This is a genomic window from Zoogloea sp. (genome assembly GCF_041904905.1).
Classification (GTDB): domain Bacteria; phylum Pseudomonadota; class Gammaproteobacteria; order Burkholderiales; family Rhodocyclaceae; genus Zoogloea.
Genome location: NZ_JAYRMI010000006.1, coordinates 44,003 through 69,688, shown reverse-complemented (window position 1 = coordinate 69,688; position 25,686 = coordinate 44,003). Strand labels below are relative to the sequence as shown.

Genomic DNA, 25,686 nt, shown 5'->3' with positions numbered 1-25,686 from the left:
GGCTTACCGGGCAAACCAGAGGGCCAGCAGACCTGCCAGCGGAAGTGTCGAGGTGAGGCTGTCGATGCGGTCGAGGATGCCGCCATGCCCCGGCAGCAGCGTACCGCTATCCTTGACGCCGGCCTGCCGCTTCAACATCGATTCAAAGAGGTCGCCGATGATGCTGATGGCGGTGAATACCAGCAGCCCGAGCGCGGCGAGCGCCATCCGGCCCGCCCCCAGGCCGTGAGGCAGGAAGGCGGACAGACAAATCAAGCCATAGATCACCACCCCCACCGCGGCGCCGTAAGCGCCCTCCCAGCTCTTCCCCGGGCTGATGGCCGGCGCCAGCTTGCGACGACCGAAGGCGCGGCCGGTGAAGTAGGCCGCAATGTCGGCGATCCACACCGCCGCCATCACCCCCAGCAGCAGCCACGGGCTGAGCAAACGCAGATGGATCATTGCGAGACTCGGGGGAATGAGCAGCACGAACCCCACCAGCGCTGCAGCTCCGGCGCCGGGCAAGGCCCAGCGGGCGCGCAGCCAGAACGGCACACAGAAGATCCAGAACAACGCGCTCAAGCCGTAGGCTGGCACCAGATTGAAGGGCGCCACCGTGGAGTCCAGGTGCAGCCCCGCCGCCAGACCGCCGAAAAGGCAGAGCAACCCGAGCAGCAGCGCGTAGACCCAACGTTGCTTGCCCTGGTAGCCAACAATCCCCCCCCATTCGTGGGCAGCAGCGCCGCAGATGAGCGACACGAAAGCCAGCCATCCCCACGACGGCAGCAGAAAAAGCGCACTGACGAGACCGACAAGCAGGAAGATCGCGGTGATGACCCGCGCTTTAAGCATGGCCTGAACCGGCGGAATCCGCCCCGTCGCCGACAACCTGATCGCTCGTCCGGCCAAAACGGCGCTCACGCCCCTGGTAGGAAGCGATGGCCGCATCCAGCTCGGCCTCGCCGAACTCGGGCCACAGCTTGTCGGTGAAATACAGCTCGGAGTAAGCAAGCTGCCACAGCATGAAGTTGCTGATCCGGGTTTCGCCGCCGGTGCGGATGAACAGGTCGGGCTCGGGACTGAAACTGAGCGCCAGGTGAGGAGCGAGATCCTCCTCGCCGTAGCCGCTGTCCTGGGGGCCGCCTGCCGCAATCATCTTGGCGACGGCCTGCATGATGTCCCAACGCCCGCCGTAGTTGGCGCAGATCGTCAGGTTCATCTTGGCGTTGTTGGCGGTGAGCGATTCACCGTCGCGGATGAGATCCACGAGCCCCTGGTCGAATCGGGACAGATCGCCCACGACGCGCAGGCGAATGTTGTTGCGGTGGATGCGCTCGATCTCCGCCTTCAACGACTTCACGAACAACTGCATCAGGAAGGACACTTCATCCTTCGGCCGGCGCCAGTTCTCGGAACTGAACGCAAAGACGGTGAGGTACTCCACACCCCGGTCGAGGCAGGTGCGGATCACCTCGCGCAGGGAGTCAACGCCCTTGGCGTGGCCGGCAACCCGCGGCATCAGACGCCTGCGCGCCCACCGCCCGTTGCCGTCCATGATGATCGCGATATGCCGCGGAACCTGCGCAGCCTCGGGTACGCCCCGCGTGGAACTGGTGAACGGCAATCGCACGATGTAATCTCCGCCTGACAAAGAACCGGGAAAGCAGATACCGACCTGGCGGTCAGATCTGCATCAGCTCTTGTTCTTTCTGTGCGAGCAGCTTGTCGATCTCGACAACGGCTTTGTCGGTGAGCTTCTGGACGTCGTCCTGGGCACGACGCTCGTCGTCCTCGGAGATCGTCTTTGCCTTCACGGCATCCTTCAGGGCGGCGTTGGCGTCGCGGCGCAGATTGCGCACAGCCACCTTCGCACCTTCCCCTTCGTGCTTGACCACCTTGATGAGCTCCTTGCGGCGCTCTTCGGTGAGCGGCGGCATCGGAACGCGGATCACGTCGCCCTGAGAGGCCGGGTTCAGGCCCAGATCGGAATCGCGGATGGCCTTTTCGACCTTGGCGATCATCGGCTTTTCCCACGGCTGCACGCCGACGGTGCGGGCGTCGATCAGGGTGATGTTGGCCACCTGATTGACCGGCACCAGACTGCCGTAGTAATCCACCATCACATGATCCAGAATGCCGGTGGTCGCCCGGCCGGTACGCACCTTGGCGAGATCCAGCCTGAGCGCCTCGATGGACTTCTGCATCTTGGCTTCGGTAGTTTTCTTGAGTTCCGGGATCATCGGTTCATCCTCAGCAATAGACCAGCGTACCCTCGTCCTCGCCCATCACGACACGCTTGAGCGCACCGCCCTTGAACAGGCTGAAGACGTTGATCGGCAGACGCTGATCGCGGCACAGCGCGAACGCAGTCGCATCCATCACCGCCAGATTGCGGGCGATCGCCTCGTCGAAGGAGATCCGCTGGAAGCGCGTCGCGGAGGGATCCTTCTTCGGATCGGCGGTGTAGATGCCATCGACCTTGGTGGCCTTCAGCACGATGTCGGCACCGATCTCGGAACCGCGCAGCGCTGCGGCGGTATCGGTCGTGAAGAACGGGTTGCCGGTGCCGGCACCGAAGATCACGACCCGGCCTTCTTCGAGATAGCGGATCGCCTTGCCACGAATGTACGGCTCGACCACCTGATCGATCCGCAGCGCGGACTGGACCCGCGCATTGACCCCCGCGGCGCGGAACGCATCCGCCAGGGCCATGGCATTCATGACGGTGGCCAGCATCCCCATGTAGTCGGCAGTGGCGCGATCCATGCCGGACGCGGCCCCTGCCATGCCACGGAAGATGTTCCCGCCGCCAATCACAATCCCGATCTCGACCCCCAGACGGGTGACCTCGACCACATCGCGTACGATGCCGGCGACGACCTCCTGGTTGATGCCGTAGGCGTCGTCGCCCATCAAGGCTTCGCCGGAGAGTTTGAGAAGAATGCGCTTGTAGGCGGGCTGGCTCATCGTCGGGCGACTCCTTACTTCTGGGCGGCAGCGGCAGCCTGGGCGGCCACTTCGGCGGCGAAGTCGGTCACCTTCTTCTCGATGCCCTCACCCACCACGTACAGAGTGAAGCTGGCAACGGAAGCGCCCTTGGCCTTCAGCAGCTGGGCAATGGTCTGCTTGCCGTCTTCGGCCTTGACGAAGACCTGGTCGAGCAGGGTGACGTCCTTCAGGTACTTCTGGACGGTGCCTTCGGCGATCTTCTCGAGCATGGCTTCCGGCTTGCCGGCTTCGCGAGCCTTCTCGATGGCGATGCGACGCTCGACATCCAGCAGTTCGGCGGGCACGCCGGAGGCGTCGAGGGACTTCGGCTTGGACGCGGCGATGTGCATGGCCAGATCCTTGGCCAGGGCTTCGTCGCCACCGACGAGGTCGATCAGCACGCCGATCTTGGCGCCACCGTGGATGTAGCTGGCGACAGCACCCTTGGCTTCGGTACGGACGAAGCGGCGGATGGACATGTTCTCACCGATCTTGCCGACCAGCGCCTTGCGGACTTCTTCCACGGTCTGACCGCCGATCTCCAGCGCAGACAGGGCTTCCACGTCGGCCGGGTTCTTGGTGGCGACGAGTTCGGCGACGTTCTTGACCAAAGCCAGGAAATCGTCGTTCTTGGCAACGAAGTCGGTTTCGCAGTTCACTTCCACCATCGCGCCGAGCTTGGCGTCGGCGGAGATGTAGACGCCGACGATGCCTTCGGCGGTCACGCGGGCGGCAGCCTTGGAGGCCTTGTTGCCCAGCTTGACGCGCAGGATTTCTTCAGCCTTGGCCATGTCGCCGGCAGCTTCGGACAGGGCCTTCTTGCATTCCATCATGGGCGCGTCGGTTTTCTCGCGCAGCTCCTTGACCATGCTTGCGGTGATTTCCGCCATGCTTGCTCCTAGATAACTAATTGAATGGTATTCGGTCGGACGCAAAACGGGCGCCCAAGGCGCCCATTCCGGGGGATCAGGCCTGCTCTTCGGCGCCGTCTTCCACTTCGACGAACTCGTCGGAGCCGGCGGCAACGATTTCCTGGATCACGGCGTTCTTGCCTTCCAGCACGGCATCGGCGACGCCACGGGCGTACAGACGGATGGCGCGGGAGGAGTCGTCGTTACCCGGGATCACAAAGTCCACGCCTTCGGGGGAGTGGTTGGTATCGACCACGGCCACAACCGGAATGCCCAGCTTGTTGGCTTCGGTGATGGCGATCTTGTGGTAGCCGACGTCGATGACGAACAGGGCGTCCGGCAGGCCGCCGAGATCCTTGATGCCGCCCAGGCTCTTCTGCAGTTTCTCGAGCTCACGGGAGGCCATCAGGGCTTCCTTCTTGGACAGACGCTCGACGGAGCCGTCTTCGACCATGGCTTCCATGTCCTTCAGGCGCTTGATGGAAACCTTGACGGTCTTGAAGTTGGTGAGCATGCCGCCCAGCCAGCGCTCATCGACGAACGGCATGCCGGCGCGCGCGGCTTCCTCGGCCACGATTTCGCGGGCTTGACGCTTGGTGCCGACGAACAGGATGGTGCCGCGGTTGGCAGCCAGCTTGCGCACGAAATCCATCGCCTCGTTGTACTTGACGAGGGTCTTTTCGAGGTTGACGATGTGGATCTTGTTGCGCTGACCAAAGATGAACGGAGCCATCTTCGGGTTCCAGAAACGGGTTTGATGGCCGAAGTGGACGCCCGCTTCGAGCATTTGACGCATGGTGACAGACATTGTGTAACTCCAGTTACCGAGGTTTGACCGCCGCCCGGCCTGCCAGCCCCGCCATCGCGAAGCCACGCTTAGCCGCGAACGCCGCACCGTACCCGGTGACAACATCCGCCGGACCCCAATGGGCCGAACGTGTGTATTTTGCCTGGCACCCTTGCCAGACAAGCCGCAGATTGTAGCAGCATCCCGTTAAAGCGCTCAAGGCCGGCATTCGCGACAGCCCGGAAAGCGGGCGCGCGGATTGCCCCGAGAGGCCGCATGAGCTAGCCTAGGCGACTGGAAAACCCCGCAGATCAAGCCCCATGAGCGTCACCATAAAAACGCCGGAAGAAATCGAAAAAATGCGTATCGCGGGCCGCCTCGGCTCGGAAGTGCTCGACTACATCACCCCGTTCGTCAAGGCCGGCATCAGCACCGGCGAGATCGACCGCCTCTGCCACGACTACATGGTCAATGTGCAGGGCTGCATCCCCGCCCCCCTCAACTACGCGCCGCCGGGCTACGTCCCCTACCCCAAGTCGATCTGCACCTCGGTGAATCATCAGGTCTGCCACGGCGTGCCGAACGAAAAGGTGATCCTCAAGAAGGGTGACATCGTCAATCTGGACATCACCGTCATCAAGGACGGCTATCACGGCGACACCAGCCGGATGTTCATCGTCGGCGAAACCTCGATCCGCGCCAAGCGCCTGTGCCAGATCACCTATGAATGCATGTGGCTGGGCATCGCCCAGGTCAGGCCGGGCGCACATCTGGGCGACATCGGCGCCGCCATCCAGAAGCACGCCGAAGGCAACGGCTTCTCGGTGGTGCGTGAGTTCTGCGGCCACGGGATCGGTGCCAGCTTCCACGAGGAACCCCAGGTGCTGCACTACGGCAGGCCAGGGACCGGCATCGAGCTCAAGCCCGGGATGATCTTCACCATCGAGCCGATGATCAACGCCGGCAAGGCCGCGATCTCCGAGTTGCCCGACGGCTGGACCATCGTCACCCGCGACCGCAGCCTGTCCGCCCAGTGGGAGCACATGGTGCTGGTCACCGAGACCGGCGTCGAGGTGCTCACCCTGTCGGCCGGCAGCCCACCCCGCCCCGACGTCGTCGCCCCGTTCTCCGCCCAGATCAAGCCCTGAGCCACCCAAGATGTCCCAGATCGCGCCCGCCGTGCTTTCTCCCGAAACCGCCCGGGAGTTCATCGTCCGTTTCAAGCAGCGCCTGAAGAGCGGCGGCGAGGCGCTGCGCAGCACCTATGAAGCCCACCCGCTCACCGAACCCATCCTCAAGGGCCGGTCGCGGCTGGTGGATGGCGTGCTGCGCGACATCTGGAAGGAGTTTGCGATTCCCGCCTCGGCCGCCCTGGTGGCGGTGGGCGGCTACGGCCGTGAGGAGCTGTTCCCCTACTCCGACGTGGACCTGCTGTTCCTGCTGGACGCGACGCCCGATCACGACCTGAGCGAACGGCTCACCCAGATGATCGGCCTGCTGTGGGATGTCGGCCTCGACATCGGCCACAGCGTGCGCACCGTAGACGAGTGCCTGGAGGAAGCCGGCCTCGACGTCACCGTGATGACCAACCTGCTCGAAGCACGGCTCATCGGCGGCAACGAGCGACTCTTCGAGCGCTTCGGCCGGCAGCTTCGGGAGCAGCTCAACCCCGGTCAGTTCTACAAGGCCAAGTGCCTTGAGCAGGAGCAGCGCTACACCCGTCACAACGAGACGCCCTACTCCCTCGAGCCCAACTGCAAGGAAAGCCCCGGCGGGCTGCGCGATCTGCAGATCATCGGCTGGATCAGCCGCGCTGCCGGTTTCGGCACCCACTGGCGCGACCTCGCCCGCCACGGTCTGGTCACCGCCGAAGAAGCCACCGAGCTGCGCGATCTCGAACGCTTCCTGCAGCACGCGCGCATCCGCCTGCACCACATGGCGGGCCGCCGGGAAGACCGCCTGCTGTTCGACCACCAGGAGAAGCTCGCCCACCGCTTCGGCTTCCACGCCAACGAGCACCGCCGCGCGTCGGAAGTCTTCATGCAGGAGTATTACCGCACCGCCAAGAAGGTCACCCAGCTCAACACCATCCTGCTCCAGAACTTCGGCGCCGAGTTCTTCCCCTACCGCTATCCGGTGGCGATCAACATCAACGAGCGCTTCCAGTGCGTGCGCGAACTGCTCGACGTTCGCGACGAAGGCGTGTTCGACCGCCACCCCGGCGCCCTGCTCGAGTGCTTCCTGATCCTCCAGCAGCGCTCCGAACTCAAGGGCATGACCGCCCGCACCCTGCGCGCCCTGTGGCGCGGACGCAAGCTCATCAACGCCGAGTTTCGTCAGAATCCGGCCAACCGGGCCATGTTCCTGCGCCTGCTCCAGCAAAAGCGCGGGGTCATCCAGGAGATGCGGCGGATGAACCAGTACGGCATCCTCAGCTTCTACCTGCCGGCCTGGCGTCGCATCGTCGGCCAGATGCAGCACGATCTGTTCCACGTCTACACCGTGGATCAGCACACCCTCCAGGTGCTGCGCAACGTGCGACGCTTCATGGTATCGGAGCACGCCCACGAGTACCCGCTGCTCACCCGCCTCGCCACCAGCTTCGAAAAACCCTGGCTGATCTACATTGCGGCGCTGTTCCACGACATCGCCAAGGGCCGCGGTGGCGATCACTCCAAGCTGGGCATGAAGGACGCGCGGGAATTCTGCACCGCCCACGGGCTCGACGAGACCGACACCGCCCTCGTCGAGTGGCTGGTCGAGCACCACCTGTCCATGTCCAACGTGGCCCAGAAGCAGGACATGTCCGATCTGGATGTGATCCGCCGCTTCGGCGAACTCGTCAAGACCGAGCGCCGGCTCATCGCGCTGTACATCCTCACCCACGCCGACATCCGCGGCACCAGCCCGAAGGTCTGGAACGGCTGGAAGGGCAAGCTCCTCGAAGACCTCTTCTTCGCCACCCAGCGCCTGCTGCGCGGCGCCACGCCTCACCAGGCGCTGGGCATGCCCCTGCGCCAGGACGATGCCCGCAATCTGCTGCGCTACTACGGCCTGCGCCCCGGCACCGAAGACAAGCTGTGGGCCCAGCTCGACACCGTGTACTTCATGCGCCACGACGCCGAGGAGGTTGCCTGGCACGCGCGGATGCTCTACTACCGGGTCGAATCCGACGAGCCGGTGGTCAAGGCCCGCCCCAGCCACGGCAGCGAGGGGCTCCAGGTGATGATCTACATGAAGGACCAGAAGGACGTCTTCGTGCGCCTGTGCGGCTTTTTTGCGCGGCTAGGCTTCTCCATCGCCGACGCCAAGATCCACACCACCCGCCACGGCTACGCGCTCGACAGCTTCCTGCTGCTCGACCCGGGCCAGGAGATCCACTACCGCGACGTCATCAACCTGCTCGAACACGACCTTACCGAGCGCCTCCGCCAAGCGGATTCGCCCATCGACCAGCCGGCAAGCGGGCGCCTGTCCCGCGAGGTCAAGCACTTCCCGATCACCCCCGGGGTCACGATTCAGCCCGACGAGCGCGGCCAGCACTACATCATGTCGGTCACCGCCGCCGACCGCCCCGGGCTACTCTTCGGCGTGGCCGAAACCCTGGCCCGCCACGGCATCAACCTCCACACAGCCAAGATCGCCACCCTCGGCGAACGCGTCGAAGACACCTTCCTCATCAGCGGACCCGAGCTTGCCCAGGACACCCAGATCCTCAAGATCGAGGCGGACCTGCTGGAGCGCCTGGCGATCTGACGCTAGTCGTCGCCCGCCGGCAGGCTGCCCGGGAACAGCACCTCGGTAAAACCGAAGCGCGAGAAATCCCGCACCCGCATCGGATACAGCACGCCATCCAGGTGGTCGCACTCGTGCTGCACCACCCGGGCATGGAAGCCCTCGGCCACCCGGTCGATGGGCGCCCCTGCGGCGTCGAAACCCGTGTAGCGCAGCGACCGCCAGCGGGGCACCCAGCCCCGCAGCCCGGGCACCGACAGGCACCCCTCCCAGCCGCCCTCCTCGTCGTCCGAGAGCCGCGTGAGCACCGGATTGATGAGCACCGTATCGGGCACCGCCGCGGCATCCGGATAGCGCGGGCTCGGCCCGCCGCCAAAGATCACCACCCGCAGATCCACCCCGATCTGCGGTGCCGCCAGCCCGGCGCCGGAGAGATGCGCCATCGTGTCGCGCATGTCGGCGATCAGGGCCGCCAGCGCCGGCGTGCCGAAGGCCGTCACCGGCTGCGCCCGCCGCAGCAGACGCGGGTCGCCCATCCGCAGCACGTCGCGGATCATTTTGCCGGCCCCGCGCAGAGGTGCTCCAGCACCTCCCGAACCCGCCCCATCGCCTCGCGCAGCACCACGTCGATGCTGCCGAAGCAGATCTGCGCCGCGCTGTTGCCCCGGCCGGCCGCGAAGTTGGCCACCACGTTGATGGCCGCGTACGGAATGCCCAGCTCCCGCGCCAGCGCCGCCTCCGGCATGCCGGTCATCCCGACCACGTCGGCGCCGTCCCGCTCCAGGCGGTTGATCTCCGCGGCGGTCTCGAGCCGCGGCCCCTGGGTGGCGGCATACACCCCACCATCCACGATCGCCTGACCGGCCGCGGCGGCCGCGGCCAGGATGCGCTGACGGACCCCCTCGTCGTAGGGCCGGGTGAAGTCGATGTGAACCACCGGCTGCTCGGCGCTCTCGTGGAAGGTGCTCTTGCGCCCCCAGGTGTAATCGATGATCTGGTCCGGCACCACCAGCACGCCGGGCCCCATGTCGGCGCGGATGCCGCCCACCGAGGCCACCGAGATGATCGCGTCGGCCTTGGCTTCCCGAAGGGCCCACAGGTTGGCCTGGTAATTCACCCGGTGCGGCGGGATGGTGTGCCCGTAACCGTGTCGGGCCAGGAACACCACCGGCTGCCCGCACAGCTGCCCGAAGGTCAGGGCACCGGACGGCTCGCCGTACGGGGTGCGCATCACCTCGCGACGGATCACGTTCAGGTTGGCCAGTTGGGTAAGACCGCTACCGCCGATGATTGCCAGCATGCCGGACGACTCCTCAGAAAACCGAATGGGCCGGGCATCTTATCACGCACCCCTGCAGCACCCGACCCGCCCACCGATGCTGCGATGCGCAAAAGCATGGTAAAATTCTAGGTTTACAAGTACTTCGGTATCCACCCCCATGTCCCGCGCCATCCGCAACATTGCCATCATCGCCCACGTCGACCACGGCAAGACCACCCTCGTCGACCAGCTCCTGCGCCAATCCGGCACCTTCCGTGAAAACCAGCAGGTTACCGAACGGGTGATGGACAGCAACGACATCGAGAAGGAACGGGGCATCACCATCCTCTCGAAGAACTGTGCCATCCAGTACGGCGAGACCCACATCAACATCGTCGACACCCCGGGCCACGCTGACTTCGGCGGTGAGGTCGAGCGCGTGTTGTCGATGGTCGACAGCGTGCTGCTGCTGGTCGACTCCGTCGAAGGCCCGATGCCCCAGACCCGCTTCGTGACCCGCAAGGCCCTGGCCCTCGGCCTCAAGCCCATCGTGGTCATCAACAAGATCGACCGCCCGGGCGCCCGCCCCGACTGGGTCATCAACCACACCTTCGACCTCTTCGACAAACTCGGCGCCACCGACGAGCAGCTCGACTTCCCGATCATCTACGCCTCCGGCCTCAACGGCTTCGCCATGGAGAACCTCGAGGACGAGCGCAAGGACATGCGCCCCCTGTTCGAGGCCATCCTCAAGCACGTGCCGGCCCCCGAAGTGGACGCCGAAGGCCCCCTGCAGATGCAGATCTGCTCCCTCGACTACTCCACCTACATGGGCCAGATCGGCATCGGCCGCATCAAGCGCGGTCGCATCAGGCCGAACCAGGAACTCGTGGTGATGTACGGCGACGAGAACCGCGGCAAGGGCAAGGTCAGCCAGATCCTGACCTTCAAGGGTCTTGAGCGCTCCCCCGCCGAAGAAGCGGAAGCCGGCGACATCGTGCTGGTGGCAGGCATCCAGCAGGTCAACATCGGCGTCACCCTGTGCGACCCCGAATGCCTCGAAGGCATGACCCCGATCGCCGTGGACGAACCCACCCTCACCATGAACTTCATGGTCAACAGCTCCCCGCTGGCCGGCCGCGAAGGCAAGTTCGTCACCAGCCGCCAGATCCGCGAGCGCCTTGAGAAGGAACTCCTGAAGAACGTCGCCCTGCGCGTCAACTTCACCAGCGACTCCGACACCTTCGAAGTCTCCGGTCGTGGCGAACTGCACCTCACCATCCTCCTCGAAAACATGCGCCGCGAAGGCTACGAGCTGGCCGTGGGCCGTCCCCGTGTGGTCTTCAAGGACATCGACGGCGTCAAGTGCGAGCCCTACGAGATGCTCACCGTCGACGTGGAAGAAGAACACCAGGGCGGCGTGATGGAAGAACTCGGCCGTCGCCGTGGCGAACTGCAGGACATGGCGCCGGACGGCAAGGGCCGCGTGCGTCTTGAGTACCGCATCCCCGCCCGTGGCCTGATCGGCTTCCAGGGCGAGTTCCTGACCATGACCCGCGGCACCGGCCTCGCCAGCCACGTGTTCGACGACTACAGCCCCATGGCCGGCGCCATGAGCGAGCGCCGCAACGGCGTGCTGATCTCCCAGAACGACGGTGAAGCCGTGGCCTACGCCCTGTGGAACCTGCAGGATCGCGGCCGCATGTTCGTGAGCCCGGGCGATGCGCTGTACGAAGGCATGATCATCGGCATCCACACCCGCGACAACGATCTGGTGGTGAACCCGATCAAGGGCAAGCAGCTCACCAACGTGCGCGCCTCGGGCACCGACGAAGCCGTACGCCTGATCAACCCGATCCAGCTGACCCTCGAATCCGCCATCGAGTTCATCGCCGACGACGAGATCGTCGAGATCACCCCGAAGAACATCCGCCTGCGCAAGCGTTACCTCAAGGAACACGAGCGCAAGCGCGCCGCCCGCGACGAGGCGTAAGCCACTTCCGCCCGGCCGGGGAAACCCGGCCCGGAGGCGACGATCCAAAAAAAACGCGGCTCACGAGGCCGCGTTTTTTACGTCCGGCAATCGTTCAACCGGGGCTGCCGACGCTCCGCGCAGCCAGGAAGGCGGCGAACTCCGCCCCCACCTCCGGGTGCTTCAGCCCCAGCTCGACGGTGGCCTGCAGGTAGCCCAGCTTCGAGCCGCAGTCGTAGCGCACACCCTTGAACTGGTAGGCCAGCACCGCCTCTTCCTGGAGCAGCGAGGCGATGGCGTCGGTGAGCTGCAGCTCGCCACCGGCGCCTGGCTTCAACTGGCGCAGGTGCTCGAAGATCCGCCCGGTGAGGATGTAGCGGCCGATCACCGCCTGGGTGGACGGCGCCTCCTCGGGCTTCGGCTTCTCGACGATGCCGGTCACCCGCTGAATCTCGCCATCGTCCCGCTGGGTGCTGACGATGCCGTACTGCTTGGTCTGCTCCCGCGACACGTTCATCACGCCCAGCACCGAGCAGCGGTTGTAGTTGTACACGTCCACCATCTGCCGCATCACCGGCAGATCGCCCTGACCGTCCAGCAGATCGTCGGCCAGCAGCACCGCGAAGGGCTCGTCGCCCACCACCGGCGCCGCGCACAGCACCGCGTGACCCAGGCCCAGGGCTTCGGCCTGACGGATGTAGATACAGTTCACGTGGGACGGCACGGTATCGCGGACGATCTTCAGCAGCTCGGCCTTGCCGCGCATCTCAAGCTCGGTCTCCAGCTCGTAGGCCTTGTCGAAGTGATCCTCGATGGCGCGCTTGGAGCGGCCGGTGATGAACACCAGATCGGTCACCCCCGCCGCCACCGCCTCTTCCACCGCGTACTGGATCAGCGGCTTGTCGACGATGGGCATCATCTCCTTGGGGCTCGCCTTGGTCGCCGGCAGGAAACGGCTGCCAAGGCCCGCCACCGGGAACACCGCCTTCGTAACTTTCTTCATCGATCTTCCTCAAATAGTCCAATCTGCCTATCGGCGGGCGCCGTATCGGCCGGGGCCAGCAAAGCCCGCAAACCGGCTTCGTCAAGAATGGTCACGCCCAGGGCCTGGGCCTTCTCGAGCTTGCTGCCGGCGTCGCTGCCCGCCACCACGTAATCGGTCTTCCTGGAGACGGAGCCGGACACCTTGCCCCCTGCCGCCTCGATCATCGCCGCCGCCTCGTCGCGCCGGAGCGCGGGCAGCGTGCCCGTCAGCACGAAGGTCTTGCCGGCGAAAGCGCCTGCCACGGGCAGCGCCGCCGGCTCGGACTCCGGCCAGCACAGGGCCGCCCGCAGGCGCTCGATGATCTCGCGGTTGTGGGCTTCGGCAAAGAACTCGACGATCGACTTCGCGACGATCGGCCCCACATCGGGCACCTGCAGCAGCGCGGCTTCGTCGGCCGCCAGCAGGCCGTCGAGCTTGCCGAAGTGGCGCGCCAGATCCTTGGCCGTCGTCTCGCCCACGTTGCGGATGCCCAGCGCGAAAATGAAGCGCGCCAGCGTGGTGTCGCGGCTCTTGTCGATGGCGGCAACCAGATTGGTGGCCGACTTCTCGCCCATCCGTTCAAGCCCGGCCAGCACCTCGGCGTTCACCTTGTCGGCGTCGTAGAGGTCCGCCGGGGTCTTCACGATGCCCGCGCCCACCAGCTGATTCACGATCTGCTCGCCCAGCCCGTCGATGTCCACGGCCCGGCGGCTGGCAAAGTGGAGCAGCGCCTGCTTGCACTGGGCCGGGCAGAACAGCCCGCCGGTGCAGCGCGCCACGGCTTCATCCTCGCCGCGCACCACGTGGGAGCCGCACTCCGGGCACTTGTGCTCGATGGCCGCCAGCAGGTCGAAGCGCGGCAAGTCGCCTTCGCGCCGCTCGACAATGGGGCCGACCACCTCGGGGATCACGTCGCCCGCCCGGCGCACCACCACCCAGTCGCCGATCCGAACGTCCTTGCGGTCGATCTCGCCTTGGTTGTGGAGGGTGGCGTTGGTCACCGTCACGCCACCAACGAACACGGGCTCGAGCCGCGCCACCGGCGTGATCGCCCCGGTGCGGCCCACCTGCACGTCGATGCCCAGCAGGCGGGTGGCGACCTCCTGGGCCGGATACTTGTGGGCCACCGCCCAGCGCGGCTCGCGGGAGACGAAGCCCAGCTCTAGCTGGCGGGCAATCGAATCCACCTTGTAAACAACGCCGTCGATGTCGAAGGGCAGCGACTCGCGAAGCTGGGCCATGTCGGCATGGAACTGCGCGAGCCCTTCCGGCCCCTCAACCCGGCGCCGGTGCTCGCACACCGGCAGGCCGAAGGCCGCCAGCGCGTCGAGGATGCCGCAGTGGGTGTCGGGCAGCGCCCAGCCGACCACCTCGCCCAACCCGTAGGCAAAGAAGGACAGCGGGCGCTGGGCGGTGATGCTGGGGTCGAGCTGGCGCAGGCTGCCGGCGGCCGCGTTGCGCGGATTGACGAAGACCTTCTGCCCGGCGGTGGCCTGGGCCGCGTTGAGGCGCTCGAAGTCGTCGCGGCGCATGTAGATCTCGCCCCGCACCTCCAGCACCGGCGGCGCATCGCCGAGCAGGCGCAGCGGCACCTTGCGCAAGGTGCGCACATTGCGGGTCACGTCTTCGCCGGTGTTGCCGTCGCCACGAGTGGCGGCCTGGACCAGCACGCCATGCTCGTAGCGCAAGCTGATGGCGAGGCCGTCGAACTTGAGTTCGGCCGCGTAGCCCACCGGCGGCGCGGCGTCGTCCAGCCCCAGCGCACGGCGCACCCGCGCGTCGAAGGCTACCGCGCCCTGGTCGGTGGTGTCGGTTTCGGTGCGGATCGACAGCATCGGCACCGCGTGTCGCACCGCAGCCAGCTCGGGCGACGGCGCGCCGCCTACCCGCTGGGTGGGCGAATCGGGGGTGACGAGTTCGGGATGGGCAAGCTCCAGCGCCTGGAGTTCACGGAACAGACGGTCGTACTCGGCGTCCGGCACCGTGGGTTCGGCCAGCACGTAGTAAGCGTGATCGTGCGCGGCGATCTCCGCGCGCAGGGCTGCCACCTGCGCGCAGGCTTCGGGACTTGCAGCCACCGGGCGCCCCGCTCAGGAGAACAGGCGCAAGGCCAGCGGCGAACCCGGTGCGATGCCCTGCTCGGCCATCTGCCCCTGGAACTGCTCGATCTGGGCGCGGATCAGGCCCACGGCCTTCTCGCCGAAGGGCGAGCGGTTGTCGTCCACCACCGCGCCGCCAAGGGCGTCGGCGAGCTGCTGGGCAACGCCCATCATGCGCTCGAAGACGCGCACGCCGTCGGCCACCCGCGGCACGTCGAGGGTCAAGGTGACGCCCTGGGTGACGAGGCCGCGCATCTCCTCGGCCGCAAACAGCACCGGCTCCAGGTTGGACAGCACGAACTGGCTCACCCCGAACTCGTCGCGGGCGTGGAAGCTGCCATCGCCCAGCAATTCGAGCCCGGCCGCTTCGGCCAGGCCGCGGAGCTTGGTGCCGGCAAAGCCGTGGTCGCGGGCCACCACATTGACGCCGATCTGGATATCGACGCCAGCGCACAGGCGGTCAAGCTCCGCGGCCCGACTGAGGGCGTCGGCCTTGGCCGGCAGCGACGGGATCGCCATGAACAGATCGCACATGCGCTGCAGCCCCCCGGCCAGCCGGCTCAGGTCGGCATCGCTGGCCGGGCCGCGGCGATCCACCAGCTGCAACGCAGCACACACCCAGTGATAAGCTGCGGCGCTATGGGGGCCGATGGCGTCCCAGCGGTTCTCGGTATCGGAGAAGCCGAACCAGCGCAGCGGCTTGACGAGCCCGTCGAGGTGCTCGGCAGCGGCCTGACACAGGCGGCCACCGACCACCGGCTCGATGGCTTCGATCCGCACCACCCAGTCGGCCCGCTCATCCACCTCGGCGGGCAGCAGCGGCGGCACGCGGCGGGCGCTGGCGTCCTTGACCTCGCGGGCGGTGGGCTGCGGCCGCGCCGGCGCTTCGCCGCCGATCACCGGCTCAACCCGGCTGGCAGCCGGGCGCGCGGCCTCGGCCCCCAGGGGCTCGACGCTGTCGAGCGCATCCATCTGCTTGCGGTGCTTGCGCTCCTGCCACTTGTTGAACGCAAAGATGCCGACGACGACAACGCCGCCGGCACCGATCAGACCCATCTGCAAGTCACTGATAGCCATCGAAATCCTTTGTTTCCCGCATCACGCCGCGGCGGTTTCCGCAAGACGCAGTGCTTCTTCAATATCCACTTCCACCACCCGCGACACGCCCTGCTCCTGCATCGTGACGCCCACCAGCTGCTCCGCGATCTCCATCGTGATCTTGCTGTGGCTGATGAACACGAACTGGGTCTGGGCCGACATGCGCTTGACCATCTGGCAGTAACGCTCGGTGTTGGAATCGTCGAGCGGCGCATCCACCTCATCCAGCATGCAGAACGGCGCCGGGTTGAGCTGGAACATCGAAAACACCAGCGCAATCGCGGTCAGCGCCTTCTCTCCGCCCGAAAGCAGCTGGATGGAACTGTTCTTCTTGCCCGGCGGCTGGGCGACGATGGAAATGCCTGCATCGAGGATCTCGTCGCCCGTGAGCACCAGCCGCGCCTCACCCCCTCCGAAGAGCATCGGGAAGAGATTCCCGAAATGGTGATTAACAGTATTGTACGTCTCCTGAAGCTGCTCTCGCGTCTCCCGATCGATTCTGCGGATGGCGTCTTCGAGGGTTTCGATCGCGCCTAGCAGATCCTCGGTCTGCATGTCGAGGTAGTTTTTCCGCTCCGCGGCGGCTTTCAGCTCGTCGAGTGCAGCCAGATTGACCGGACCCAGCTCGGCGATCTCCCGCCCCAGCCGGGCCACCTCCCGCTGCAGCGCCCCTTCCTTCAGATCCGGCACCAGCAGCGGGGCGAGTGCGGCCTCGTCGGCCTGAGCCTCTTCGAGCCGGGCCGCGTGCTGGGCTTCGGCCATCTCGACCGCCTGGACCCGCAGCCGCAGATCGGCCACCCGCTCGCGCTGGGGCGCGGCGGCGTGCTCGGTGCGCTGGCGATCTTCCTCCAGCCCGCGCAGCTGACCGTTGACCGCCTCCAGGGTGTTGCGGCTGGCGGCAAGCGCGGTCTCGCGGGTGGCGCGCAGGGCCACCGCCTCCTGCAGGGCGGCGGACACCGACACCTCGTCGATCTCCATCAACGACTCGCGGCGCTCGGTAAGCTCGTCGGCGATGCGTTCCAGCTGCTCGCCGGCCAGCGCCCGGTTGCGGGCGATGTCGTCGAGCTTGCTCACGCATTCGCGCTCGGAGTGGCGGGCTTCCTGCAACTCACGGGCCAGCGCGGATTCCAGCGCGCGGGTCTCGCGCAGGCTGCTTTCGCGCTCCCGGCGCACGGCCTCGGCGGCGTCGAGCCGGCCGCGCTGCAGCTCGGCCATCTCGCGGCTGCGCTCCAGTTCGGTCTCGGCGCGCATCAGGCGGTCGCGTTCGGCCTGTTCGGCGTGGGCGATCTCGCCCAGATCCCGTTCGATCTGGCCGCAGCGCTCCTCGTAGCGCTGTCGGGCCTGGCTGAGCTTGAGCACCTCCACCTGCTCGGCGTGCACCCGCGCCTGCAGGGCCTGGGCGTCGCGTCGCAGCCCGGCCAAGGCGTCCTGCACCCGGGCGGCCAGCGCCTCGGCCTCGGCCATGGCTTCCCGCGCCATCGCCGCGCCATCCTGGGCAGCCTCCACCTCGGCGCCCAGCTGGTCGATTTCCCGCTGGCGCTCGATGACGCCGTGGGTGCGCGAATCCGGCGCATAGTGGATCAGCGCGTGACGGCTCAGCAGGCGACCGTCCCGCGACACCAGCACCGCCCCGGCAGCGAGCGACTCGCGCCGGTCGATCCAGGCTGCCAGATCGTCGGCGACAAACACCCGGGCCAGCCAGCTCTCCAGCACGGCGGCCAGCTCGCCATCGGCGCCGACCTTCTCCGCCAGCGGCCGGCAGCCTTCCGGCGGCGGTACGACATCGCCCGCCACCGGCGCACCGGCAAGCAGAAACGCGAAGGCGCCCGGCACCTTGTCGGCCAGCGCCACCAGCGCCACCTTGCCATCCTCGGCCGGCAGCGCGGCGAGGCGTTCGCGCAGCACCGCCTCGACGGCCAGCTCCCACCCGGCCTCCACGCGGATGCACTGCCACAGGGGCTTGAGCGCGTCCAGCTTGTGGCGCTTGATCCAGTCGCCCAGCTGGCCCTGCACCTGCACCTTGTTCTGCAACTGCACCAGCGCCTCGCGGCGCGCCCGCAGCTCGGTGGCGTGGCGCTGGGCCTGACGTTCGGCGTCCAGGGCCTGCTTGAGGGCCTGCTGGGCCGCGGGCAGCTGGGCCTGGGCGTCGGCGATCTCGGACTGGCGCTGGTCCAGGGCCTCCTCGGCAGCCGCCAGCGCCGCCTCGCGCTCGGCGAGCAGCCGCAGGTCGGGCGCCTGGACGGCGGATTCCTCCTGCTGCAGCCGGGCGCGACGCTGCGCCAGGGTGTCGAGCGTGCGCTCGCTGCTCACCCGGTGGGCATCCTCGACGCGGATCTGCTGCTCGGCCTGGTTAAGCTCGCGGCGGATCGCGGCGGCGGCGGCGTCGGCGGCGTTGAGGGCCTCCTCGGCCTCGGGCAGGCGGTCGCCCACCTCGGCGTGGCGCGCCTCGGCCTGCTCGGCACGGATCGCGGCGTTGTCAAGCAGGCCCTGCCAGCGCTCGCTGTCGGCGGCGAGGCTCTCGAGCTGGCTGCGCCACTGGGCGTCGTCGCGTTCCAGCTGGGCCAGCCGACTTTCGAGAATCCGCCGGCTGTCGCGCAGGCGAGCCAGCTCGCCTTCGAGCCGGGTCAGTTCGGAACTCACCGCGAACAGCGCGCTCTGGGCGTGCTGCACGCCCTCGTTGGCGGCAAGCTGGGCCTCGCGGGCGGTTTCGAGCTGGCTTTCAAGCTCCTGCAGACGCGAGGAATCGGCCTCGATGCGCCGGGTAGCATCGGCCAGCTCGTCGGCCAGCCGGGCACGCTCGGCCCGGGCCTCGTTGCGCTTCATGAGCCACAGCAGGTTCTGCCGCTCCGACAGGCTGGCGTTGAGCTGGCGGTACTTCTCGGCCACTGCCGCCTGCTGCTCCAGCTTGCCAAGCTGCTGACCAAGCTCGTTGCGGATGTCGTCCAGGCGGGTCAGGTTGTCGCGGGCGTCAGTCAGGCGCCCTTCGGTCTCCTTGCGCCGCTCGCGGTATTTGGTGACGCCGGCAGCCTCTTCGAGAAAGCCGCGCACCTCCTCCGGCTTGGCCTCGATGATGCGCGAGATCATGCCCTGCTCGATGATCGCGTAGGCCCGCGGCCCAAGGCCGGTGCCCAGGAACAGGTCGATCACGTCCTTGCGGCGCACCTGCATGCCGTTGATGAAATAGGTGGAGTCGCCGCTGCGGTCGAGCACGCGCTTGACCGCCACCTCGGCGTAGGGTTTCCACTGGCCGGCCGCCCGGCCCTCGGCGTTGTCGAACACCAGCTCGACGCTGGCCCGCGACACCGGCTTGCGGGTGGTGGAGCCGTTGAAGATCACGTCCATCATCGAGCCGCCCCGCAGCGCCGACGCGCGGGATTCGCCCAGCACCCAGCGCACCGCGTCGATGATGTTCGACTTGCCGCAACCGTTCGGCCCCACCACGCCCACCAGGTTGCCGGGCGTGAGCACGGTCGTCGGGTCGACGAAGGTCTTGAAACCAGCGAGCTTGAGTTTGGCGAGACGCACGGAAATCCGGATAAGGAACGGGAAGAGTCAGGGCTGGCGGCAATCGGACAGCACGCTTGCTGCACTGCCACATAAACGGCGGACGCTATAATAGCATTCGTTAAAAATCAGGCCAGCGGCTTTGTCTTGCCCTGTGCTGCACCGCCGCCCCGTGGCGTTTTTGCCGCAGCGCCCGGCCATCCGCACCGGGCCGACCCCAGGACGAACACAGGAAATCCCCCGAACGTGAACCCGCACCTCCAGGATCTTCACCCCTACCCCTTCGAGAAACTCCGTGGCCTCTTCGAAGGCATCGTGCCGCCCGCCGGCTATTCGGCGATCCGCCTGTCCATCGGCGAACCGCAGCACGCCACGCCCGAATTCATCAAGCAGGCGCTGGTGGATAACCTCGGCGGCCTCGCCAACTACCCCACCACCCAGGGCTCCGACGCCCTGCGCCAGTCGATCGCCGGCTGGCTCACGCGCCGCTACGGCCTGCCGCAGGTGAGCGCCGCCGCCCAGGTGTTGCCGGTCAATGGTTCCCGCGAGGCCCTGTTCGCCTTCGCCCAGTGCGTGATCGACGGCAGCAAGCCGGACGCCCTGGTGCTCTCGCCCAACCCGTTCTACCAGATCTACGAAGGCGCGGCCTACCTGGCCGGCGCCAAGCCCTACTTCGTCAACAACCTGCCGGGCGACCGCTTCGCCTCCGATTTCGACGCCGTGCCCGAATCCGTCTGGCAGCGCGTGCAGCTGGTCTTCGTGTGCTCGCCGGGCAACCCCACCGGCAAGGTGCTCTCCCTCGACGAGTGGAAGCAGCTGTTCGAACTCTCCGACCGCTACGGCTTCGTGATCGCCGCCGACGAGTGCTATTCCGAGATCTACTTCGACGACGCCCACCTGCCCATCGGCGGCCTCGAAGCCGCCCACCGCCTCGGCCGCACGGATTTCCGCAACGTGGTGATGTTCTCCAGCCTCTCCAAGCGCTCCAACGTGCCGGGCATGCGCTCCGGCTTCGTGGCCGGCGACGCCGAGATCCTCAAGCGCTTCCTGCTCTACCGCACCTACCACGGCTGCGCCATGAGCCCGTCGGTGCAGGCGGCCTCCGCCGCCGCCTGGAACGACGAGGCCCACGTGGCCGAAAACCGTCGTCAATACCGGGAGAAGTTCGCCGTTATCACCCCCATGCTCAAACCCTGGCTCGATGTAGACCTGCCCGACGCCGGCTTTTACCTGTGGGCCAAGGTCTCCCGCCTGGGGGTTTCGGATACCGAGTTCGCCCGCCGCCTGCAGGCTGAATATAATGTGACGGTTCTGCCGGGCAGCTTCCTCGCCCGCGAGGCCCACGGCGTCAATCCCGGCGCGGGCTTCGTGCGCATCGCGCTGGTTGCCGACCTGGCAGAGTGCGTCGAAGCGGCGGGTCGCATCGTCGCCTTCGCCCAACACCTCTCCGAACGCTCATGACCAAGAACCTCAACCCCAATCACCTTCACATCATGCCCCACCACGAAAATCCGTTTGCCGCCCTCATCGAAGACCTCTGGGAACGTCGCGCCGAGCTGTCCGCCGCCACCGTCTCCAGCGAGCAGCTGCGTGCCATCGAGCACGTCATCAACGAACTCGACCAGGGCAAGCTGCGCGTCGCCGAAAAGATCAACGGCCAGTGGGTCACCCACCAGTGGATCAAGAAGGCGGTGCTGCTGTACTTCCGCACCCACGACAACAAGAGCATCTCGGGCGGCGAAGCCCGCTACTTCGACAAGGTCCCGACCAAGTTCGACAACTACACCGACGCCGACTTCCAGGCCGGCGGCTTCCGCGTGGTGCCCAACGCCGTCGCCCGCAAGGGCAGCTTCATCGGCAAGGGCGTGGTGCTGATGCCCTCCTACGTGAACATCGGCGCCTACGTCGGTGAAGGCACGATGGTCGACACCTGGGCCACCGTCGGCTCCTGTGCCCAGATCGGCAAGAACGTCCACCTCTCCGGCGGCGTCGGCATCGGCGGCGTGCTCGAGCCCCTCCAGGCCAACCCGACCATCATCGGCGACAACTGCTTCATCGGCGCCCGCTCCGAAGTCGTCGAAGGCGTCATCGTCGAAGACAACTGCGTGATCTCGATGGGCGTCTACATCGGCCAGAGCACCAAGATCTACGACCGGGCCACCGGCGAGGTCATCTACGGTCGCGTGCCCGAAGGCTCCGTGGTGGTCAGCGGCAACCTGCCCTCCGCCGATGGCAAGTACAGCCTGTACTGCGCCGTCATCGTGAAGAAGGTCGACGCCCAGACCCGCGCCAAGACCAGCATCAACGAACTGCTGCGCGACTGACCCCGATCCGGGCCGCCCACGGTTACCCCTCCGGGAACCCCGAAGCGGCCCTGCCCTGTTGCCGTCGGAGCTGACTGATGATCATCGACAAGCTTTTCTCCCTGATGGCCGAGAAGAAGGCCTCGGACATCTTCATAACCGTCGGCACCCCGATCCACATCAAGATCGACGGCAACACCCTGCCCATCAACCAGCAGGCCATGGACCCCACGATGGTCCAGCGCATGGCCTACGAGATGATGTCGCCCGAGCAGGTCGAGCGCTTCGAGCGCACCCGGGAGATGAACCTCTCCTTCGGCCGGCGCGATCTGGGCAACTTCCGCGTCAACATCTTCTGGCAGCGCAACAGCGTCGCCATCGTCGTCCGCTACATCTCGGGCGACATACCGCGCCTCGAGAGCCTCGGCCTGCCGCCGGTGCTCAGCGAGGTCATCATGGAGAAGCGCGGCCTGATCCTGGTGGTCGGCGCCACCGGCTCGGGCAAGTCCACCACCATCGCCTCGATGATCGACCACCGGAACGAGAACCGTTCCGGCCACATCCTCACCATCGAAGACCCGATCGAATATCTGTTCAAGCACAAGATGTCGATCGTGAACCAGCGTGAGATCGGTCAGGACACCGCCGACTGGCACCAGGCCCTCAAGAACGCCATGCGTCAGGCGCCCGACTGCATCCTGATCGGCGAGATCCGCGACCGCGAGACCATGCAGGCCGCCTTGTCCTACTCCCAGACCGGCCACCTGTGCCTCGCCACCCTGCACGCCAACAACGCCTACCACGCGCTCAACCGCATCTTCAGCTTCTTCCCGATGGACGGCCGGGCCCTGCTCGCCCTCGACCTCGCCGCCACGCTCAAGTGCATCGCCTCCCAGCGCCTAGTCAAGAAGCCCGACGGCGGTCGCATTCCGGCGGTCGAGATCCTCCTCAACTCCCGCCAGGTGTCCGAACTCATCGAGCGCAGCGAGATCTCCGCGATCCGCGAAGCGATGGAGCAGAGCCTGGCCCAGGGCTCCCGCACCTTCGAGCAGGATCTGTTCCGGCTCTACAAGGAGAAGGTCATCACCCTCGAAGAGGCACTCACCAACTCCGATTCGCCCACCAACCTGTCCTGGCTCATCAACAACGCCCAATTCGGCAACACCAACAACGAGGCCAGCCGCAACGCCTCGGCCATCGACTTCGAAAGCACCCAGCCGGACGGCTCGTCCTTCCGCGAGTTCACCCTCGAACTCGACGACGACTGAGCGTCGCCCCGGCCGGCCCGCCGCATCGGCGCCCCGCCCCGGGGCGGCGGCGGGCCCATCGCCTGCCTCAACCAAAAACAATACACGTCATGAACCCCACCCTCGAACTCACCCGCAGCCTCATCGCGCGCCCGTCGGTCACCCCCGAAGACGCCGGCTGCCTCGACCTCATCGCCAGCCGTCTGGCGCCCCTCGGCTTCGTCTGCGAACGCATCGACGGCGGCGGCGTCAGCAACCTGTGGGCACGACGCGGCACCGCGCGCCCGCTGGCGGTGTTCGCCGGCCACACCGACGTGGTGCCCACCGGCCCGCTGGACGCCTGGACCTCCCACCCCTTCGAGCCCACCGAGCGTGACGGCATGCTGTTCGGCCGCGGCGCCGCCGACATGAAGACGTCGCTCGCCGCCTTCGTCACCGCCATCGAAGCCTTCGTCGCCGCCCACCCCGATCACGCCGGCTCCATCGCCCTGCTCCTCACCTCCGACGAAGAAGGCGACGCCACCCACGGCACCACGCTGGTCGTCGAAACCCTGCGCGCCCGGGGCGAAGCCCTCGACTTCTGCATCGTCGGCGAGCCCACCTCCACCAACACCCTCGGCGACACGATCAAGAACGGCCGCCGCGGCAGCCTGTCGGGCAAGCTCACCGTCAAAGGCGTGCAGGGCCACATCGCCTACCCGCACCTGGCCAAGAACCCCATCCACCTCGCCGCCCCGGCCCTGGCCGAACTCGCCGCCGAAAAATGGGACGAAGGCAACGAATACTTCCCGCCCACCTCCTGGCAGATGTCCAACATCAAGGCCGGCACCGGCGCCACCAACGTCATCCCGGGCACGCTGGAGGTCCAGTTCAACTTCCGCTTCGCCACCGTGCACACCGCCGACCAGCTCAAGGCCCGCGTACACGCCGTGCTCGACCGCCACGGGTTCGACTACGACCTCGCCTGGACCCTCGGCGGCAAGCCCTTCCTCACCCCCCGCGGCAGCCTCGTCGGCGCGATGGAGACCGCCATCCGCGACACCCTCGCGATCAGCCCCGAACTCTCCACCACCGGCGGCACCTCCGACGGCCGCTTCATCGCCGACATCTGCCCCCAGGTGGTCGAATTCGGCCCGGTGAACGCCACCATCCACAAGCTCAACGAGTGCATCGCGCTGGACGCCATCCAGCCCCTGTCGGACATCTACCGCCGCACCCTCGAAAACCTGCTCACCCCATCGGACAAGGCATGAACGACCACCACGACGACCCGCTCGACGACGACGAGCACGCCCACGAACACGGCCCCCTGGCCGAACTCGTCACCGTCCGCGACTGGCTGCGCTATGCCGTCACCCGCTTCAACCGGGCCGGCTGCTACTTCGGCCACGGCCTGCCCGACGCCTACGACGAAGCCGTCTACCTCATCCTCCACACCCTCGCCCTGCCGCTCGATCGCCTCGAACCCTTCCTCGACGCCTGCATCCCGGGCGACGAGCGGGAAGCCATCTTCGAAGTCATCGAGAAGCGCGCGGTGGACAAGCTCCCCGCCGCCTACATCACCGGCGAGGCCTGGCTGGGGGATTTCCGCTTCGAGGTGGACCCACGGGTCATCGTGCCCCGCTCGTATTTTGCCGAACTACTGGAAGACGGCTTCGCGCCGTGGGTCCAGAACCCGGAAGAAGTCACCGCGGCCATGGACATGTGCACCGGCTCGGGCTGCCTCGCCATCCTGATGGCCCACGCCTTCCCCAACGCCCACATCACCGCGGTCGACATCTCCCAGGACGCGCTCGATGTGGCCGCCGCCAACATCGCCGCCTACGGCCTTGAAGACCGCATCGCGCTGGTCAAGTCCGACGGCTTTGCCGCGGTGCCCGAGCAGCGCTTCGACTTCATCCTCAGCAACCCGCCCTACGTCACCCGCGCATCGATGGAATCGCTGCCGGCCGAATACCTCCACGAGCCCGGCATCGCCCTCGGCTCCGGCGAGGACGGCCTCGATCTGGTGCGCAAGCTGCTGGCCGACGCCCCGCGCTTCCTCACCCCCGAGGGCGTGCTGGCGATCGAGGTCGGGCACAACCGCGCCCTCGTCGAGGCGGCCTTCCCGGCCCTTTCCGCCACCTGGCTATCGGCTCCGAGCGGCGACGATAAGGTATTTGTCGTCGAAGCCGGTCAATTGTTGTAAAACCCAGCGATTTTTGAGAACTAGGTCAACCCGGTCGCCTACGTACCGTACTTATGATCTTGCCTGAGAGGGGAAGGTGTCTGCCCTCCGCACAACAAAACCAGGCAAAACGATAATAAGGTCAAGGAGTAGCTATGGCGACCGACCGCCCCATCCTCCTCGTTGAGGACAATCCCGACGACGAGGCACTCACGCTCCGCGCTTTCACCAAGAACAAGATCGCCAATCAGGTCGTCGTGGCGAGAGACGGTGTCGAGGCGCTGGACTACCTGTTCTGCACCGGTCAGTACAGCACCCGCGACAGCCTCGTGATGCCTGCGTTCGTGCTTCTGGATCTCAAACTGCCGCGCATCGACGGGCTTGAGGTGCTCCGGCGCATCCGTGCCGACGAACGCACCGCGCTCCTTCCGGTGGTGGTGCTCACCACCTCCAAAGAGCATCAGGACATTTTTGAAGCCTATCGGCTGGGTGCCAACAGCTACATCCGCAAGCCGGTGGATTTCGAACGCTTCCTGCAGGCCGTCGGCCAGTTGGGGCTGTACTGGCTGTCTCTCAACGAGCCGTCGGACCCGACCGCGCGCTGAACCCGG

The 25,686-nt window shown here is 66.7% G+C and carries 21 protein-coding genes; 9 read left to right on the top strand and 12 right to left on the bottom strand.

Annotation, left to right across the window (positions count from 1 at the left end):
* Positions 1-3: 3 nt before the first annotated feature.
* The 6 genes from ACE3N6_RS03190 to rpsB form a co-directional block, all read right to left on the bottom strand.
* Positions 4-831 carry a phosphatidate cytidylyltransferase gene (locus tag ACE3N6_RS03190; protein WP_374243720.1) on the bottom strand — a complete coding sequence of 276 codons (828 nt, stop codon included), beginning with the start codon at positions 829-831 and terminating at the stop codon, positions 4-6.
* The gene (uppS, locus tag ACE3N6_RS03185; RefSeq protein WP_374243749.1) at positions 824-1,612 is read right to left on the bottom strand and encodes a polyprenyl diphosphate synthase; all 789 of its coding nucleotides are present in this window, start codon (positions 1,610-1,612) and stop codon (positions 824-826) included. Before uppS ends, ACE3N6_RS03190 begins: the two co-directional genes overlap by 8 nt.
* A gap of 49 nt (positions 1,613-1,661) precedes the next feature.
* On the bottom strand, positions 1,662-2,219 hold the full coding sequence (gene frr, locus ACE3N6_RS03180; RefSeq protein WP_374243719.1) for a ribosome recycling factor: 558 nt from the start codon (positions 2,217-2,219) through the stop codon (positions 1,662-1,664).
* Positions 2,220-2,229: 10 nt separating this feature from the next.
* The gene (gene pyrH, locus ACE3N6_RS03175) at positions 2,230-2,946 is read right to left on the bottom strand and encodes a UMP kinase (protein WP_374243718.1); all 717 of its coding nucleotides are present in this window, start codon (positions 2,944-2,946) and stop codon (positions 2,230-2,232) included.
* Between the two features lie 14 nt (positions 2,947-2,960).
* On the bottom strand, positions 2,961-3,857 hold the full coding sequence (tsf, locus tag ACE3N6_RS03170; protein ID WP_374243717.1) for a translation elongation factor Ts: 897 nt from the start codon (positions 3,855-3,857) through the stop codon (positions 2,961-2,963).
* A 76-nt stretch (positions 3,858-3,933) separates the two neighbouring features.
* Positions 3,934-4,686: a 30S ribosomal protein S2 gene (gene rpsB, locus ACE3N6_RS03165; protein ID WP_374243716.1), complete on the bottom strand. Its 753-nt coding sequence runs from the start codon at positions 4,684-4,686 to the stop codon at positions 3,934-3,936.
* Between the two features lie 299 nt (positions 4,687-4,985).
* On the opposite strand from rpsB, the gene map reads away from it, so the two are divergent.
* Complete coding sequence (gene map, locus ACE3N6_RS03160; protein WP_374243715.1) at positions 4,986-5,813, top strand: type I methionyl aminopeptidase; 828 nt, start codon at positions 4,986-4,988, stop codon at positions 5,811-5,813.
* 10 nt (positions 5,814-5,823) lie between these two features.
* Entirely contained in the window at positions 5,824-8,421 is a 2,598-nt protein-coding gene (locus ACE3N6_RS03155; protein ID WP_374243714.1) for a [protein-PII] uridylyltransferase, read from the top strand.
* A 2-nt stretch (positions 8,422-8,423) separates the two neighbouring features.
* On the opposite strand, the gene def is transcribed toward ACE3N6_RS03155, so the two are convergent.
* Together def and ACE3N6_RS03145 are read right to left on the bottom strand one after the other, a co-directional pair.
* Positions 8,424-8,957 (bottom strand): peptide deformylase, encoded by a 534-nt coding sequence (gene def / locus ACE3N6_RS03150; protein WP_374243713.1) that lies wholly within the window; start codon positions 8,955-8,957, stop codon positions 8,424-8,426.
* The gene (locus tag ACE3N6_RS03145; protein WP_374243712.1) at positions 8,954-9,700 is read right to left on the bottom strand and encodes an S-methyl-5'-thioinosine phosphorylase; all 747 of its coding nucleotides are present in this window, start codon (positions 9,698-9,700) and stop codon (positions 8,954-8,956) included. Before ACE3N6_RS03145 ends, def begins: the two co-directional genes overlap by 4 nt.
* Positions 9,701-9,839: 139 nt before the next feature.
* On the opposite strand from ACE3N6_RS03145, the gene typA reads away from it, so the two are divergent.
* The gene (gene typA / locus ACE3N6_RS03140) at positions 9,840-11,654 is read left to right on the top strand and encodes a translational GTPase TypA (RefSeq protein ID WP_374243711.1); all 1,815 of its coding nucleotides are present in this window, start codon (positions 9,840-9,842) and stop codon (positions 11,652-11,654) included.
* A 94-nt stretch (positions 11,655-11,748) separates the two neighbouring features.
* Here the strand turns inward: typA and galU are convergent, their stop codons facing one another.
* Genes galU through smc form a run of 4 tightly spaced genes read right to left on the bottom strand, consistent with a single transcriptional unit; the run spans position 11,749 to position 19,379 of the window.
* A complete protein-coding gene (galU, locus tag ACE3N6_RS03135; protein ID WP_374243710.1) occupies positions 11,749-12,636 on the bottom strand; it encodes a UTP--glucose-1-phosphate uridylyltransferase GalU in 888 nt (295 codons plus the stop codon).
* A complete protein-coding gene (gene ligA / locus ACE3N6_RS03130; RefSeq protein ID WP_374243709.1) occupies positions 12,633-14,735 on the bottom strand; it encodes an NAD-dependent DNA ligase LigA in 2,103 nt (700 codons plus the stop codon). The genes galU and ligA overlap by 4 nt, the downstream gene beginning before the upstream one ends.
* 12 nt (positions 14,736-14,747) lie before the next feature.
* Positions 14,748-15,833, bottom strand: coding sequence for a cell division protein ZipA C-terminal FtsZ-binding domain-containing protein (locus ACE3N6_RS03125; protein ID WP_374243708.1), 1,086 nt, complete (start codon positions 15,831-15,833; stop codon positions 14,748-14,750).
* Between the two features lie 21 nt (positions 15,834-15,854).
* Positions 15,855-19,379, bottom strand: coding sequence for a chromosome segregation protein SMC (gene smc / locus ACE3N6_RS03120; RefSeq protein WP_374243707.1), 3,525 nt, complete (start codon positions 19,377-19,379; stop codon positions 15,855-15,857).
* Positions 19,380-19,604: 225 nt separating this feature from the next.
* Here smc and dapC point away from each other — a divergent pair, with 225 nt between their 5' ends.
* From dapC to ACE3N6_RS03090, 6 genes are all read left to right on the top strand, one after another.
* Positions 19,605-20,819: a succinyldiaminopimelate transaminase gene (gene dapC, locus ACE3N6_RS03115; protein WP_374243706.1), complete on the top strand. Its 1,215-nt coding sequence runs from the start codon at positions 19,605-19,607 to the stop codon at positions 20,817-20,819.
* Positions 20,820-20,851: 32 nt separating this feature from the next.
* Positions 20,852-21,682, top strand: coding sequence for a 2,3,4,5-tetrahydropyridine-2,6-dicarboxylate N-succinyltransferase (dapD, locus tag ACE3N6_RS03110; RefSeq protein WP_374243748.1), 831 nt, complete (start codon positions 20,852-20,854; stop codon positions 21,680-21,682).
* Positions 21,683-21,759: 77 nt separating this feature from the next.
* Positions 21,760-22,929 (top strand): PilT/PilU family type 4a pilus ATPase, encoded by a 1,170-nt coding sequence (locus tag ACE3N6_RS03105; protein ID WP_374243705.1) that lies wholly within the window; start codon positions 21,760-21,762, stop codon positions 22,927-22,929.
* An 89-nt stretch (positions 22,930-23,018) separates the two neighbouring features.
* Positions 23,019-24,161 carry a succinyl-diaminopimelate desuccinylase gene (gene dapE / locus ACE3N6_RS03100; RefSeq protein WP_374243704.1) on the top strand — a complete coding sequence of 381 codons (1,143 nt, stop codon included), beginning with the start codon at positions 23,019-23,021 and terminating at the stop codon, positions 24,159-24,161.
* A complete protein-coding gene (gene prmB, locus ACE3N6_RS03095; protein ID WP_374243703.1) occupies positions 24,158-25,096 on the top strand; it encodes a 50S ribosomal protein L3 N(5)-glutamine methyltransferase in 939 nt (312 codons plus the stop codon). Before dapE ends, prmB begins: the two co-directional genes overlap by 4 nt.
* 134 nt (positions 25,097-25,230) lie before the next feature.
* Positions 25,231-25,680 carry a response regulator gene (locus ACE3N6_RS03090; protein ID WP_374243702.1) on the top strand — a complete coding sequence of 150 codons (450 nt, stop codon included), beginning with the start codon at positions 25,231-25,233 and terminating at the stop codon, positions 25,678-25,680.
* Positions 25,681-25,686 lie beyond the last annotated feature (6 nt).

What these genes read in the sequence shown, in the direction of transcription:
- prmB (WP_374243703.1), top strand. Translation starts at nt 24,158, where the DNA reads ATGAACGACCACCACGACGACCCGCTCGACGACGACGAGCACGCCCAC.
- dapD (WP_374243748.1), top strand. Translation starts at nt 20,852, where the DNA reads ATGCCCCACCACGAAAATCCGTTTGCCGCCCTCATCGAAGACCTCTGG.
- frr (WP_374243719.1), bottom strand. Translation starts at nt 2,219, where the DNA reads ATGATCCCGGAACTCAAGAAAACTACCGAAGCCAAGATGCAGAAGTCC.
- map (WP_374243715.1), top strand. Translation starts at nt 4,986, where the DNA reads ATGAGCGTCACCATAAAAACGCCGGAAGAAATCGAAAAAATGCGTATC.
- def (WP_374243713.1), bottom strand. Translation starts at nt 8,957, where the DNA reads ATGATCCGCGACGTGCTGCGGATGGGCGACCCGCGTCTGCTGCGGCGG.
- typA (WP_374243711.1), top strand. Translation starts at nt 9,840, where the DNA reads ATGTCCCGCGCCATCCGCAACATTGCCATCATCGCCCACGTCGACCAC.
- tsf (WP_374243717.1), bottom strand. Translation starts at nt 3,857, where the DNA reads ATGGCGGAAATCACCGCAAGCATGGTCAAGGAGCTGCGCGAGAAAACC.
- ACE3N6_RS03155 (WP_374243714.1), top strand. Translation starts at nt 5,824, where the DNA reads ATGTCCCAGATCGCGCCCGCCGTGCTTTCTCCCGAAACCGCCCGGGAG.
- ACE3N6_RS03190 (WP_374243720.1), bottom strand. Translation starts at nt 831, where the DNA reads ATGCTTAAAGCGCGGGTCATCACCGCGATCTTCCTGCTTGTCGGTCTC.
- pyrH (WP_374243718.1), bottom strand. Translation starts at nt 2,946, where the DNA reads ATGAGCCAGCCCGCCTACAAGCGCATTCTTCTCAAACTCTCCGGCGAA.
- ACE3N6_RS03125 (WP_374243708.1), bottom strand. Translation starts at nt 15,833, where the DNA reads ATGGCTATCAGTGACTTGCAGATGGGTCTGATCGGTGCCGGCGGCGTT.
- ACE3N6_RS03090 (WP_374243702.1), top strand. Translation starts at nt 25,231, where the DNA reads ATGGCGACCGACCGCCCCATCCTCCTCGTTGAGGACAATCCCGACGAC.
- rpsB (WP_374243716.1), bottom strand. Translation starts at nt 4,686, where the DNA reads ATGTCTGTCACCATGCGTCAAATGCTCGAAGCGGGCGTCCACTTCGGC.
- dapE (WP_374243704.1), top strand. Translation starts at nt 23,019, where the DNA reads ATGAACCCCACCCTCGAACTCACCCGCAGCCTCATCGCGCGCCCGTCG.
- ACE3N6_RS03105 (WP_374243705.1), top strand. Translation starts at nt 21,760, where the DNA reads ATGATCATCGACAAGCTTTTCTCCCTGATGGCCGAGAAGAAGGCCTCG.
- galU (WP_374243710.1), bottom strand. Translation starts at nt 12,636, where the DNA reads ATGAAGAAAGTTACGAAGGCGGTGTTCCCGGTGGCGGGCCTTGGCAGC.
- ACE3N6_RS03145 (WP_374243712.1), bottom strand. Translation starts at nt 9,700, where the DNA reads ATGCTGGCAATCATCGGCGGTAGCGGTCTTACCCAACTGGCCAACCTG.